The 13,810-nt window shown below is 62.3% G+C and carries 10 protein-coding genes; 8 read left to right on the top strand and 2 right to left on the bottom strand.

The features are described 5' to 3' along the window. Positions 1 to 13 precede the first annotated feature (13 nt). Both HNO52_RS14595 and HNO52_RS14600 read right to left on the bottom strand, forming a co-directional pair. Positions 14 to 499, bottom strand: a complete 486-nt coding sequence (locus HNO52_RS14595) for a YajQ family cyclic di-GMP-binding protein (protein WP_197565981.1) — start codon at positions 497 to 499, stop codon at positions 14 to 16. A 69-nt stretch (positions 500 to 568) separates the two neighbouring features. After that, complete coding sequence (locus HNO52_RS14600) at positions 569 to 1,051, bottom strand: GNAT family N-acetyltransferase (protein ID WP_197565982.1); 483 nt, start codon at positions 1,049 to 1,051, stop codon at positions 569 to 571. 186 nt (positions 1,052 to 1,237) lie between these two features. Here HNO52_RS14600 and HNO52_RS14605 point away from each other — a divergent pair, with 186 nt between their 5' ends. The 8 genes from HNO52_RS14605 (at position 1,238) to HNO52_RS14640 (ending at position 13,785) form a co-directional block, all read left to right on the top strand. Further along, a complete protein-coding gene (locus tag HNO52_RS14605; protein ID WP_197565983.1) occupies positions 1,238 to 2,740 on the top strand; it encodes a RimK family ATP-grasp domain-containing protein in 1,503 nt (500 codons plus the stop codon). 377 nt (positions 2,741 to 3,117) lie between these two features. Then, positions 3,118 to 4,464 carry a UDP-glucose dehydrogenase family protein gene (locus tag HNO52_RS14610; RefSeq protein ID WP_197565984.1) on the top strand — a complete coding sequence of 449 codons (1,347 nt, stop codon included), beginning with the start codon at positions 3,118 to 3,120 and terminating at the stop codon, positions 4,462 to 4,464. 9 nt (positions 4,465 to 4,473) lie between these two features. Beyond that, positions 4,474 to 6,402 carry a glycosyltransferase gene (locus HNO52_RS14615; RefSeq protein ID WP_197565985.1) on the top strand — a complete coding sequence of 643 codons (1,929 nt, stop codon included), beginning with the start codon at positions 4,474 to 4,476 and terminating at the stop codon, positions 6,400 to 6,402. Between the two features lie 19 nt (positions 6,403 to 6,421). Then, positions 6,422 to 8,002 (top strand): alginate biosynthesis protein Alg44, encoded by a 1,581-nt coding sequence (locus HNO52_RS14620; RefSeq protein WP_197565986.1) that lies wholly within the window; start codon positions 6,422 to 6,424, stop codon positions 8,000 to 8,002. After that, positions 7,992 to 8,870 (top strand): polysaccharide lyase, encoded by an 879-nt coding sequence (locus HNO52_RS14625; protein ID WP_197565987.1) that lies wholly within the window; start codon positions 7,992 to 7,994, stop codon positions 8,868 to 8,870. The genes HNO52_RS14620 and HNO52_RS14625 overlap by 11 nt, the downstream gene beginning before the upstream one ends. Before the next feature lie 128 nt (positions 8,871 to 8,998). Further along, complete coding sequence (locus tag HNO52_RS14630) at positions 8,999 to 10,147, top strand: alginate lyase family protein (RefSeq protein WP_232090312.1); 1,149 nt, start codon at positions 8,999 to 9,001, stop codon at positions 10,145 to 10,147. A gap of 38 nt (positions 10,148 to 10,185) precedes the next feature. Continuing rightward, positions 10,186 to 12,816 (top strand): tetratricopeptide repeat protein, encoded by a 2,631-nt coding sequence (locus HNO52_RS14635; RefSeq protein WP_197565989.1) that lies wholly within the window; start codon positions 10,186 to 10,188, stop codon positions 12,814 to 12,816. Positions 12,817 to 12,891: 75 nt separating this feature from the next. Then, the gene (locus HNO52_RS14640; protein WP_197565990.1) at positions 12,892 to 13,785 is read left to right on the top strand and encodes a polysaccharide lyase; all 894 of its coding nucleotides are present in this window, start codon (positions 12,892 to 12,894) and stop codon (positions 13,783 to 13,785) included. Positions 13,786 to 13,810: the final 25 nt, after the last annotated feature.

Here is a 13,810-nt window from a genome sequence, read left to right on the forward strand (position 1 = left end):
GCAGGAGTGCTCTTCAATCGCGAAAGTTGTCGAACTGCAACGCCAGGTCGGGGCCGCCTTCGCCGCGCAGCATGGCGATGACGTCCTGCAGATCGTCACGCTTCTTGCCGGTGACCCTCACTTTGTCACCCTGAATCTGCGCCTGCACCTTCAGCTTGCTGTCCTTGATGCGCTTTACGATGTCCTTGGCCTCCTTCTGCTCCAAGCCCTGCTTGAGCTTGACCTCTTGGCGCGCACGCACGCCGGAGAGCTCGGGCTCCTGCTCCTCCATGCAGCGGGCATCGATACCACGGGCGATTAGGCGGTTGCGCAACACGTCGAGCATCTGCTTGAGCTGAAAGTCGACTTCGGCCTCGAGCAACACCGTGTCGCCGTTCAGCTCGAAGCTCGCCTTTACGCCCTTGAAGTCGAAGCGCGCCTGGATTTCTCGGTTGGCCTGATCGACGGCATTGCTGGCTTCATGCTTGTCGTACTCGGAAACGATGTCGAAGGATGGCATAGCTATGTCCTTGTTTGCCCAATCATGCCGGAAGTCTACCAGCCCGCACCGATCCCTGCGCGCCTGGGCTCATCGATGCTGGGCCGAGGCTTCTTCCATCAGACGGACAAGCGGCTTGCTCATCTGCCAGCCGGCACAGCCATCCTCGTAGTAGTCATCGAGCCAGCGCTCCAGCCGAAAGCCCATGCGCCGGTAGAGTCCCAGGGCGACGCGATTGTCTGCTCGCACCTCCAGACCCAGCGCTTCGGCATCGTGGCGTACGGCGACCTCCTCCAGAGCCTCGAGCAGTCGACGACCCAGCCCGCTGCCCCTGGCCTCGGGATGAACGCAAAAAGAATAGAGCCGGGCGCGACGGCTGCCTCGCCGAAACAGCAGGGTGCCATATCCCATGAGGCGCTCCCCATCGTCGGCGACGAGAGTCTCGGCATGAGCACGATTCAACAAGTGCCAGAGCTGACGACGGCTGAAACGATCGCCGCTGAAGGCCACCTGCTCCAGACGATAAAGTGCCCCCAGGTCCTGTGGTTGGGCCTGGCGCAGAGTGACGGTCATGGGCAGTCTCCGGAGCTTGCGGTCGCAATGGGGATGCTATTAACCAAGGGCCTGTCGACGGGTCTTGGCCCGCCGTGATCATGAAATCATTTCACCTGTCGAAGCGCTTGTCGACAGGAAGTTGCAGCGGCATGCTGACCGCATGCCGCGACGCGGCCGCCTCTTCTCAATGAACGGATCTCGCCCATGTGCCCCTTGCGTATCGTCGTCGACCGACAGGAAGACTGGCGGCCCTACTATCCCTCCGAAGACCTGATCAGCGCCGACGACTTCCTGGCACTTGACCGGCGTCATCGCAGCGCAGCCGACCAGGACCGCAGCACCCATGTGATCAATCTATGCGGCGAACTCGACTATCTTGGCACCGGATACTACGTTTCGCTGCTCGCCCAGGCACGCGGTCAGCGTGTCCTGCCCAGCGTCGAAACTCTCAACGAGCTGTCGCGCAAGACGCTTGTCGACCTGCAGCTGGATACTTTGTCGCCGCTGCTCGGCGAGCTGGCGCGCCAGGGTCTTCTTGCCGGAGACAGCGTGACCCTGCGCGTGCTGTTCGGTGAATGCCGCGAACCAGAGCTGGCCCGGCTCGCTCGCAAGCTCTTCGAGCGCCTGCCCTGCCCCTTGCTCGAGGCCCGCCTGGTGCGACGCCATGACCTGTGGCGGCTAGCCAGGCTCAAGCCGATCCACCTTCGCGACCTGAACGCCGACGAACAGGATCTGTTTGCCTCTGCGCTCAACCGGCACTCGCGCAAGGTATGGCGCACGCCCAAGGCGCGCCGTCGCTATCGCTTCGATCTGGCCATCCTGATCGATCCCAGGGAAGCCTTGCCGCCGAGCAACCGCAGTGCGCTCAAGGCCTTCATTCGTGCCGGACGCAAACTGGGGATCGACGTTTCGCTGATCACTCGGCGCGATGCGGGGCGGCTCGCCGAGTTCGACGGACTCTTCATCCGCGAGACGACGGCGCTGGATCACCACACATACCGCATGGCCAGACTCGCAGAGCATGAGGGTCTGGTGGTGATCGACTCCCCGCGGGACATCCTGCGTTGTACCAACAAGGTCTATCTTCACGCGCTATTGCGTGCCCGCGGCGTGCCTGCACCGGAAGGCGTACTGTTGAAGCGGCGAGACCGGCGCCCACTGGCCGAACGAGTTGCCGGGCTGAGCTTTCCCATGGTGCTGAAGATACCCGACGGCGCCTTCTCCCGCGGTATCGTCAAGATTGGTTCGCTCGAACAGCTTGAGCACGAAACCCGACGCTTGTTCGAAGATTCCGCCCTGCTGCTGCTGCAGGAGTGGCTGCCGACCGAATATGACTGGCGTATCGGCGTCCTGGATGGCCAAGTGCTGTTCGCCAGTCGCTACTACATGGCACGCGGCCACTGGCAGATATACGACCACTCGGGCGCCAGGGTCAAGAGTGGCGGTTTCACTACTCATGATCCGGCCGAGGTGCCCCCCGCCGTGATCAGGGCGGCATTGAAGGCTACCCGCCTAATCGGCGATGGACTCTACGGCGTCGACCTCAAGCAGGCCGGTGAACGTGTGGTGGTCATCGAGGTGAACGACAACCCCAACGTGGACGCCGGCATCGAGGATACCGTTCTGGGGCGCCAGCTCTACGAACGCATCATGGGTGTCTTTTTGTCCCGTATGGAGGCCCATGTCTCGGCCAGGTCGGCAGAATGAGAGGCACTTGAGCATCAAGTTTACGAACTGACCGAATAAAACAAAACGATACAATAACTTACCTTCCTGCCAACTATCCTTGTCGCCATTAGGAGACAGTTCAAGCCCTTGATCTGAAAGGCTCAGGCGGCTTTGGCTCACATATGTCTGCTATTGGCGACAGAATTACCTGTCGCTCCATAACAAAATTTCTTTATGTAAACACAACCCTCTGATTGTACACGGAATTTTCTAGTTGGCGCGAAAGTTGCGTACCGTTTGGAACGCTAACTAAACGAACCCGACCCTGCACGCCATCGCCCCGTCGGTCACCTCCGGCATCGGTGAGATGGCGTCGATTGGATAACAGGGCGAAACTGCAAGGAGCAATGACGATCATGAGGATTACTATCTTCGGTTCTGGCTATGTGGGATTGGTAACCGGCGCCTGTCTGGCCGATGTCGGTCATCAGGTCATGTGTGTGGACATCGATGCCGAAAAGGTGGCTCGTCTGAACAATGGAGAGGTCCCCATCTACGAGCCCGGCCTGGAGGAGCTGATCAGCAGCAACAAGGCCGCTGGGCGTATCGAGTTCACCACTGATGCCGCCAAGGCAGTAGAGTTCGGCCTGCTCCAGTTCATTGCCGTGGGTACCCCATCCGACGAGGATGGCAGCGCCGATCTCAAGTACGTGTTGAAGGTGGCGGAAACCATCGGCCAGCACATGAACGATTACAAGGTCGTCGTCGACAAGTCGACCGTGCCCGTTGGCACCGCCAGCAAGGTGGAGCGCACCGTCGCCGCAGAACTGGAGAAGCGCGGTGTGAACCTGGAGTTCGACGTCTGCTCCAACCCCGAATTCCTCAAGGAAGGCGCAGCCATCGAGGACTTTTCGCGCGGCTCGCGCATCGTCGTCGGGACCGACTCGGAGCGCGTCAAGAAAGCCATGCTGGAGTGCTACGGCCCCTATAACCGTCAGCGCGACAAGATGATGTTCATGGGCGTGCGCAGCGCAGAACTGACCAAATACGCCGCCAACGCCATGCTGGCGACCAAGATCAGCTTCATCAACGAGGTCGCCAACCTCGCTGAGCGTCTCGGCGCCGATGTCGAGGAGGTGCGTCACGGCATCGGCTCCGACCCTCGGATCGGCTATAGCTTCATCTATCCGGGCTGTGGCTACGGCGGCTCCTGCTTCCCCAAGGACGTCAAAGCGCTGGCTCATACTGCCGAAGAAATCGGCCATCCCGCCGAGATGATCAAGGCCGTTGAGCGGGTGAATGCCCGGCAGAAGAACAAGCTGTTCGAGAAGCTGTGCCAGGCTTTCGACGGTCAATTAGCCGGCAAGACCATCGCTGTCTGGGGGCTGGCATTCAAGCCCAACACCGATGACATGCGCGAAGCGCCCAGCCGCGCCCTGATGGAAGCCCTGTGGGATGCCGGCGCACGGGTCCAGGCCTTCGACCCCGAGGCGGCCGCAGAGTGTCAGCGTATCTACGGAGAGCGCAGCGATCTGGTGCTGGCCGAGCGTCGTGACGACGCACTCGAGGGCGCTCACGCGCTGGTCATCTGCACCGAATGGAAGGCCTTTCGCACCATTGACTTCAAGGAACTGCGCGAGAAGCTCGTGGAGCCGGTGCTGGTAGACGGCCGCAACCTGTTCCAGCCCGATACCGTCAAGGCTGCGGGGCTCGCCTACTATGGCATCGGCCGCGGTGACTCCGTGCGGCCCGTACTGGCCTGAGGAGTTCCGATGTCCGCTACTCCCCCAGACCCCTCCACCGCCAGCTGGACGACGGAGATCACCACTTTCCTGTTCGGCTTGGCGCTGATGGTGGTAATTCTCAGCAAACTGCCCTCGGAGGTATTCTCGCCGGGGTCGGAGAGCTTCATCTTCGTCATCGGCTGGATTGCCATCTGGCGCTACTCCTGGTGGGCAGTTCAGGCCGTGCGTTCGGTGTGGTACAACCGCCGCATCTTCCCGCAGATGCGGGCCGAGGCGGACGCGATCGGCGAAGAGGAGAAACCGCCTGAGCTGTTCGTGCTGTGCACCTCGTTCCGGATCGAGGCGAGGGTGAACTATCAGGTCTATGACGCCCTGATTCGCGAGGCTCGCGCCTATGGTGTACCGACCACCGTCTTCGCCTCCGTCTCGGACCGTACCGACGTGGATGTCATTACCCATGTGATGGACGATCACGGCTGGCCGAAAAACGTCGAAGTTCGCTACATGTTCCAGAAGGGGGACGGCAAGCGTTCGGCAATGGCTGAGGTGTTGAGGGCGATCTCCCGGCGTCTGCCGGCGCCGGGCTCGCTGCTGGTATCGATGGATGGCGATATCAGGCTCGAGCCGGGTACGCTGTCGCGTTCGCTCAGCTTCTTCCAGTCTCAGGATGACCTGGGCGCACTAACCACCAACAACCGCGCCGAAGTGACTGGCAACGATGCCACTCGCGAGTGGTACGACCTGCGCTATGCACAGCGTCACCTGATGATGAGTTCGATGTCACTTTCACGGCGCCTATTGGTACTGACCGGCCGCTACAGCGTCTTTCGTGCCGACCTGGCGACACAGCCGGACTTCATCGAACTGATCGAGAGCGACCACGTCGAACATTGGCGCTTTGGCAATTTCAAGTTCCTTTCGGGCGACGATAAATCCTCGTGGTACTGGTTGCTGAAGAACGGCTGGCGAATGCTCTATATTCCCGATGTCTTCGTTACCGGGTTCGAGGAACTGCCTGACCGTAAGCGCTTCTTCGCCTCCACCACCGATCTGATGCGTCGCTGGTACGGCAACATGTTGCGTACTAGCAACCGGGCGATCGCCCTGGGACCGCGTCCGATGGGGATGTTTACCTGGTGGAGCCTGGTGGATCAGCGCCTTTCCATGTGGACGACCCTGGTTGGGCCTACGGTTGTCGTCCTGGTCTCGCTGTTCGTGCGGCCGTCGTTCTTGTTCGCCTACTTGGTATGGATCCTCTTTACTCGCAGCATCGCCACTTCGATTCTGGCTTGGCAGCGAGGACGTTTCAGCTTGCTGTGGATTCCACTGATTTACTACAACCAAGTTTGGGGAGCGATGCTGAAGACTTATGTCAGCTTCCGCTTCAATCGCCAGAAGTGGTCGCGTCAGGGAATCTCCGCGGGGGAGCCGGACGATCCCGTTGCGGCCAAAAGGCAGCGCCGCATGGGTCACGTGCTGCACGGCTTCGCCTATGGTGTGCTGTTGCTGATCCTTGTCATCTCGACCGGTGTGATGGCGCCGCCCGACCGGATGACACTGAGCATAGCCCGCGATCAGACTTGGGATCGCAGCCAGGATCCCGAGCAGCTCGATCGCTGGCTCAGTGCCGCCCTTGTCGACAAGATCGGCGACTCGGTTCAACTGCCTCCGGGCTATTTCCGACTCGAAGGGGAGCTGCTCGAGACCTTGCAGCAGAACACGCTGCCGAGCGAGAAGCGAATCCGCGGTAATCATGGCACTACCGTCCTGGCGATTTCCCCCGCCTTGGCAAAATTGATGCAAGGCCCGAATGGCAACGCTATCCAAGATGCCGTCGAATGCACCGTGGATGCGAACTGCCAGCTAGCCTTTGACGAACATAACCTGACCCTTGTCAACGTACGACTCAGGGTCGAGCCCAATGCCCCGAACGATATGGCAGCGACTCAACCCTGACGCAAGGAGCGACCAACGGATGGCTGACAATTTATTTAACGACGATAAACGGCACGAGCCTACCCTGGGAGGAAACCGATCGAGCAGGCAGACCGCCTCTCACGACGAGCCGCGGGATGCCGACCAGGACAGCGTGCGCCTGACCCAGGGGGATCGGCTTCAGCATGAGCGCCGGGATGAACGTGGCTACATTCGCGTTACCCTGCCGTTTCGTGTCGATCTCGCCGACAGCGACACCGAGCTGAGCGGTAATGATGTCTCGCTGGGAGGGTTTTCCGCCCGGAGTCCACGCGGCTTCGAGCCGGGCGAGAGGATATCCGCCTCGCTCTTGATGATGGCCGGTGCCACCGAGCTGATCGTGCCACTCCAAGCGGAATGCCTGCGCTCCGTCCCCGCGGAGCAGGGCAGCGGTTACGATATTAGCTTCGAGATCACCGAAATCGAGCCGCAGCATCGAGAGCTGCTGCGCCAGATCATTCGCAGCGCGCTGAGTGGCCGCACGCCCAACGTAGAGGGCCTGATCGGCGGCGAAGACCCCCAGACACCGCGCAAGCGTCAGGCGGCCCGCCCTACCCCTCCGTCCCGCCCACCCAAGCCGATGGGACGCTACATCCTGTTGTTCGCCGCCATCGGCGTGCTGGCGCTGGTCGCCGCAGCCACCGCCTATCGCAACTTCATGCTGATCGAACCCAGCTTCGCCGCGGTGACGGCCCCGCGCATCGACATCCGGGCGCCAGGACCCGGCCTGCTCGGCGACCATGATCTCACGGCTGGCGATCGCGTCGAGCGCGACCAGAAACTGACCAGCGTGGTCAACAGCGACTTGGAATCCGACCTGATCCTGGCCGAGGCAGCGCTCGACTACAACAACCGCCTGATCGAGAACCTTCGCCAACACCTCGAAGGCGGCATGCAGGAGGTCAGCCTGGCCAACTCGGCGCAGCCGGCCAGTGGCGACACCATGACCTTCGAGTCGGTCTCGCCGGAAATAGCCCAGGCGCGCATCGGCCAGTTCGAGACGGTTCGCGACTACGAGAGCTCACGTATTGCGGCTCTGGAGGCACGCAAATCGAACAACGACATCTACAGTCCCTGCGATTGCCTGGTGGCCTGGGCCCTGAGCAGCGCCGACGGCGTATACATCAATGAGAGCGAGCGGATCATGACCCTGATCCGCACCGATGAGGACGACGTGCTGGTCGAAGCGCTGGTCCACATGGATGACGTGAGCCGCATCGAACCCAACCAGCAGGCCTACGTGACAGTGGGCAACTCGAACAAACCCATTCGCGCACGTGTGCGCAACGTCGCCCTCGATATCGAGCGCCAGCCCCGCGCCGGCTTCCCCAGTTGGGTGCGCCAGCAGCAGAACGTCGCCAGCGTGCTGCTGGTGCCGGAGGAACCATTGCCCGCGGACACCGTTGGCCAACCGGTGGACGTGCGCTTTACCGAAGCGCCGCTGCTGGGCACCATTTCCGAACATGTCTGGCAGGGCGTGAGTTCGGTGATCCAGCTCGGTGATGACATCTATCGCACCGCCATTCAGGAGGGGGATACTGCTTCCCAGGAGGTCGAGAATGAAGTTACCGATGACAGCTGACAGCTCGCGCCGGGCTCTCTGCCGCTGTAGCGGCATCGCGCTGATTGCGCTGGCGTCGCTTGGCGCCAGCCCCCTGTTCGCCGACCTGGCTGAGGATGCCAACGTCGGCATTCCCCAGGTATCGGCCTGTTCCCAGCGCTACACGGCAGCCGAAGCGCCCCAGCCGGCCTCCGGTGTGAGGGCTCACGAGGCGATTCGCGAAGGTTTCAACACCACCCAACACTGGGGCACCAAGGAGAACGTGGAGCGTCTCGGGGCCGGTTTTACCGGGTTGGGAACGCCTGGGCTACGGGTACACTACCCCGCCGGCACCTCCTCGCCTGGCGAAGAGCCCCGTGGGGGGGCAGGGTTCTACAGCGACCCGCCGTCGCTGCGCGGCGCCGAACGAGCCTGCCTCAGCTACAAGATCCGGTTTCCGAGTGACTTCGATTTCGTCAAAGGGGGCAAGCTGCCAGGGCTCTACGGTGGTGATGCCCCTTCGGGTGGCGAAGAAGTCGATGGCAACAATGGCTTTTCCATGCGCCTGATGTGGCGAGAAGGGGGCAAGGGGGAGCTATACCCTTATGTGGTCGGCTTCGAGGGTGATTCGGTGGGGCGCGGTGCATGGAGCTTCCCGGTCGGTCAGTGGGTGACGGTGGAACAAGAGCTCATCCTCAACGACCCGGGCCACGAGAACGGTGTCGCCCGGCTGTGGATCGATGGACGTCCGGTGCTGGAGCAACAGAACGTCACCTACCGCACCACCCCCGAGCTCACCATCGACGGCCTAATGTTCTCTACCTTCTTCGGCGGCACCGGTGGAGAATGGCGAACCCCTCGCGACCAATATGTGGACTTCGCCGACTTCCGCTTCTACGCACAACCCTGACTTTTCCTCGAGCGCACATGGAGTGACGCCGAATGCCATTTCCACCATTGAAAGGACGCCTCTCGCATCCTTCACTTCTTGCGCTGCTGCTCGTCTTCACGACGAGTACGGTAAGCGCGCAAGAGACCATGCCCCGTGACGAACGAAAGGAACTGGATCTCTCCGAATACCGGGTCACCGACACCGACGCCAGCTATTTCGACGTCGAGGCGCGCATGGAACTGCTGCGAAACACCGACAACTCCATCCTGCTGCAGGAAATGGAGATCCTTACCTCGTCAGCGCCGAGCTGCCAGCAGCAACTCAGCTACAAGCCCATTACCACGCGTGGCGGCATCCCGGGATATTATCCCAGCCCCGAGGAGTGGGAGCTGGCCACCGAGCCGCTGTTTGCCTTCGAGGACAGCGTTTCGAAGCTCGCCGGTGCCTTCGTCGCCAGCCAAGATACCTACTACGCGGAGTGCCTGGTGCGCTATTTGCACCACTGGGCGGAAGAGAAAGCCCTGACCACCTTCGTCTTCGACTCCAACGATCCCCAGGCCTGGTTCGCCTCGGAATCGATGATGTTTGCCGCCGCCATGGCATATTCCATCGTGCGCCCCTACGTGGAGGACATGGAAGAGGAGCGCGCCGAGGTCGAGAAATGGCTGCACGGCCTCGCTCTGCAGCACTCGGCTTTTCCCGGCCAGCCGGAGGAGAGCTGCTGCAACAACCACTTCTATCGCCGCGCGCTCTATGCCAGCATGATCGGGATTCTGGTCGAAGACGATGAGCTGTTCCGCTTCGGTGTCAGTGCTATCTATTCCGCCCTGCACGACCTGACCGAGAACGGTGCCCTGCCGCTGGAAGTGAGTCGAGGCCGGCGCGCCACGCACTACCAGAACTATGGCATCAACTACCTGATCACCAACATGCAGGTCATCCAGCGCCAGGGCTATGACATCTTTGAGCTGGAGTACGAGGGCAACACCATCCACGAGGCCGTGGATTTTCTTTTCGAAATCCTCGATGACCCCGCTGCGCTGGGTGACTACGCCCCGCGCGAGCAGTACACGGGCTTCCTCAAGGATCCTCAGTATTTTACCTGGATGGACATCTACCTCTCCCACTATGACGATCCGCGCGTAGCCAATTTCGTGCAGCGGGTCCGACCGCTCTATAACCGAAGTGCCGGTGGCTTCATCTCCCTCTACTTCATGGATCCGGAAGCCCAACAGCACGTCTACCTTGATGAAAAACGGCGTCGCACCGAAGCATTCCGCGGTCTGGGCAATTGAATACGTGTTCAGACAACCACACACATAGAGGGGAACACATGGAACGCATGAAAGTTAGGACACGACTCATCCCCTCGCTGCGACTGGCGGCGGCTATAGGAATTACGGCCGGTCTCGTCGGCTGCGCAGCGACCGGCGGCTCTGCTCCCGGCGAGCATGCCCCCCCCGTGCCCGAAGCCTACCAGGCCTGGTTCGGTGGCGTCATCGAAGCCGACGTCAGTGGCCAGGACTGGGACGTCATCAACTATAGCAGGCGGCTGATCGAGGAAGAGCGCTACGAGGAAGCCATGGAGCACCTCGACGCTCTAATGGCACGCAATGTCATGCCGGCGTTCTACGAGACGGGGAAGCTCTACGAGCGCGGCATCGGCGTCGAAGCGGATCCTGCAAAAGCGGCCGAGCTCTACGGCAAGGCGCTTGACCTTCAGTCGTCCATCCATGGCCCGGCCTCGCTGAGTCTGGGGCGCCTCTATCAGGAAGGACGCGGCGTCAAGCGGAACGACGTGCTGGCCTACCACCTGCTCCTGCAAGCCATGGAGGAGGGAGTCGAGCAGGACGCCGAGATCCGTCTGGCCGGGATGCTGGCCGAGGGCACCGAGAATATCGAGGCTGATCCAGAAATGGCCAAGCGCCTACTGGAGCGCGCCGCCAACCGTGGCGATGCCAAGGCACTTGAAGCACTGGCCATCGCTCACTCTCCGGGTGGCTGGCTGAAAGAGAACCCCGCCCAGGCCATGGACTACGCTCAGCGCTTCGCCGAGGCTCTCGAAGCAAAGGCAAGCCAAGGGGACACCGGCGCCATGCTGCAACTGGCGTCGATGTACTCGGCCGAGGGTCTGCTCGGCGACCAGCCAGAGCAGCGCGTGCGCTGGCTGCGCCAGGCCGCCGAGGCCGGTGACATCGACGCCTTGGCCCGTGCCGGCCGCGAGATGGTCGACGCCGGCGATGCCGCCGGAGGTTTGGAGCTACTCAAAGAAGCCGCCAATGAAGGCCACGTCGACGCCATGACGTACTACGGCGAGGCGCTACTGGAAGGTAGCGTTGGCCAACCGCAGCCAGCGCTCGCCGAGCGCTGGCTGCAAGCGGCGATCGATGCGGGCTCGGTGGATGCCCAGGTAATCCTCGGCCGTGCACTGGTCGAAGGCCAGGGTGGGCTCAATGACCTGCCCCGCGGCATGAACCTGCTCGAACAGGCCGCCAAACAGGATCATGCGTTGGCGCTGGCCCAGTTAGGCTCACTCTATCTCGACGACGAGCGGGTCGCCGGCCAACCTTACATTGCCGTCGACTATCTCGAGCGCAGTCATGCTCTCGGCCACCCTTGGGCGACCCAGCAATTGGGGGCCGCCTACCTCGAGGGCCGTGGCGTGGCACCGGATCCCGTCAAGGCCGAGGAGCTGTTGCGCCAAGCTGCCGAAAATGGGCAATCGGGAGCGATGCGGCTTCTGGGGGAAGCCTACCTGGATGAAGAGAATCCCAACTTCCAGCCCAGCCGAGGCGAGGAGCTCCTGCGCCAAGCTGCACAAGCCGGCGATACTACGGCCATGGCGCAGCTCGGCAAGGCCTATCTGGAAGGCCCGCTCGACGATCCCGCCGAGGGTATAGATATGCTGACCCGAGCCGCCGAAGCCGGCGATGGCTATGCCATGGTGGCCTTGGGCCGCGCCTATCGTGAGGGCAACGGGGTGGAGCGCAATCTGGACACAGCTAGCCGCTGGCTGACCCGTGCCCAGCAGGCCGGGCACGAATCCGCCGACGACGCCATGACCTACCTTCAGCGCGATTTGGGCGCCCAAGGCAACATGGAAGCCCTAGTTGCCGCTGCAGAGGATGGTCACCCTGGCGCCATGGCCGATCTCGGACGCGCCTTTCTCAACGGAAATGGTATCCAGCAGGACCAAGGAAGAGCGGAATATTGGCTGGGACAAGCGCACCAGGCGGGCCATGCCGGCGCTGCCGCCAGTCTCGGTCGCATGTACCTCGATCGTGGCGCCACCGAGCGAGGCATCGAGTACCTCGAAGCCGCCGTGTCCCGGGGACATGCCGGGGCTCGCGCCGATCTGGGCGAAGCCTATCTGGCCGGAGACGGCGTCGAACGTGACGCAGAGCGCGGCATGGAGCTGCTTAGGGCCGCCGCTCAAGCAGGTAACGCACAAGCCGCCTTCCATCTGGGCGAAGCCTACCAGCACGGCAACGGCGTCGAACCGGACGCCGAGCAGGCCGAACGCTGGTATCGACAGGCCAGCGATGCCGGCGCCATCCACGCCCGCGTGGGGCTGGGGCTCGCCCTGATGCGTGGCGAAGGTGCCATCGCCCAGAATGTCGAGGAGGGCCATACATTACTGCTCGAGGCCGCAGAACAGGGTCATGCTGGAGCCCAGGCGACTCTCGGCCGTGAATACCTGCGCGGCGAAAACATCGAGCGCGATCCCGCGCGGGGCGCCGATTACCTCTACCAAGCGGCCAGCCAAGGCCATCGCAGTGCTCGCCTCTCCCTGGCCCAGGCCTATCTATCGGCCCGCGGTCTGGAACACGCCAACCGGGAGCAGGCCCTACTGTGGCTGGACGAGGTGTTCGACAGCGATAGCCAGATCGCTCTCGAAACTCTACGTGAGCTGCTCTCCGACGAAGCGGCCATCGCCGCTGCCGCTAGCGGCAGCGCGGAGTAAGTCACTGAAGGCAGCGGCTCCCCCATTTGGTGGGGGAGCCGCTCTCGCACGCCCGTCTACTGAGAGGAGGCACGGATGCCTCAATCCGCATGCTGGCTGAGGCACGCCGCCCTGCTCGTCGGCCTGCTGCCCATCGCCTGGGGGCCTCCCGCCAGCGCCGACACGTCCGCCAGTGACCATTCTCGCACGCCACGCCTGGCCTCATGCTCCGAGCGCTACTCCCTGTTGGCCGCCTTGCGGCCGCGACACGTCCTGCAGACAGCCAAGGAAGCGATTCGCGAGGACTTCGCATCGACCCGTGACTGGGGCACCGAGTCCAACGCCGAACTGCTCGGCGCGCTGACCAGCGGGTTGCCGGAGCCTGCCTTGCGTGCCCATTATCCTCGAAACAGCTCCTCTCCCAGCGATGCCGACCAGCAGGTTGTCCCCCGCGGCGGCCTCGGTTTCTACACCAAGGAAAAAAACTTGCAAGACACCGACCGGGCATGTCTACACTATCGGTTACGTTTCGAAGCAAACTTTGACTTTGTTAAAGGAGGTAAGCTTCCCGGCCTGTACGGCGGTGACGCTCCCAGCGGCGGCGAGGAAGTGACGGGAGAGAACGGCTTCTCGCTGCGCCTGATGTGGCGCAAGGAGGGCCAAGGCGAACTCTACGCCTATACGGTCGGCCACGAAGGCGACTCCCTGGGCCGCGGCAATTGGTACTTTCCTACTGGCCGCTGGGTCACTGTCGAGCAGGAGGTGGTTCTCAACACGCCCGGCGAGGAGAACGGTGTCGTACGCGTATGGATCGACGGCTGGCCCGTTCTCGAGCAGCGCAATCTCGTCTATCGCACCACGCCGGATGTGAGCATCGATGGAATAATGTTCTCAACTTTCTTCGGCGGCACCGGCGAAGAGTGGCGTACGCCGCACGACCAACACGCCGACTTCTCCGCCTTTCGCCTTTACGCACCCGAGCCAAGGTAGCGGCTTGATCGTCAGCCGCTGCCGC

Source organism: Halomonas sp. MCCC 1A13316 (assembly GCF_014931605.1).
Taxonomy (GTDB): domain Bacteria; phylum Pseudomonadota; class Gammaproteobacteria; order Pseudomonadales; family Halomonadaceae; genus Halomonas.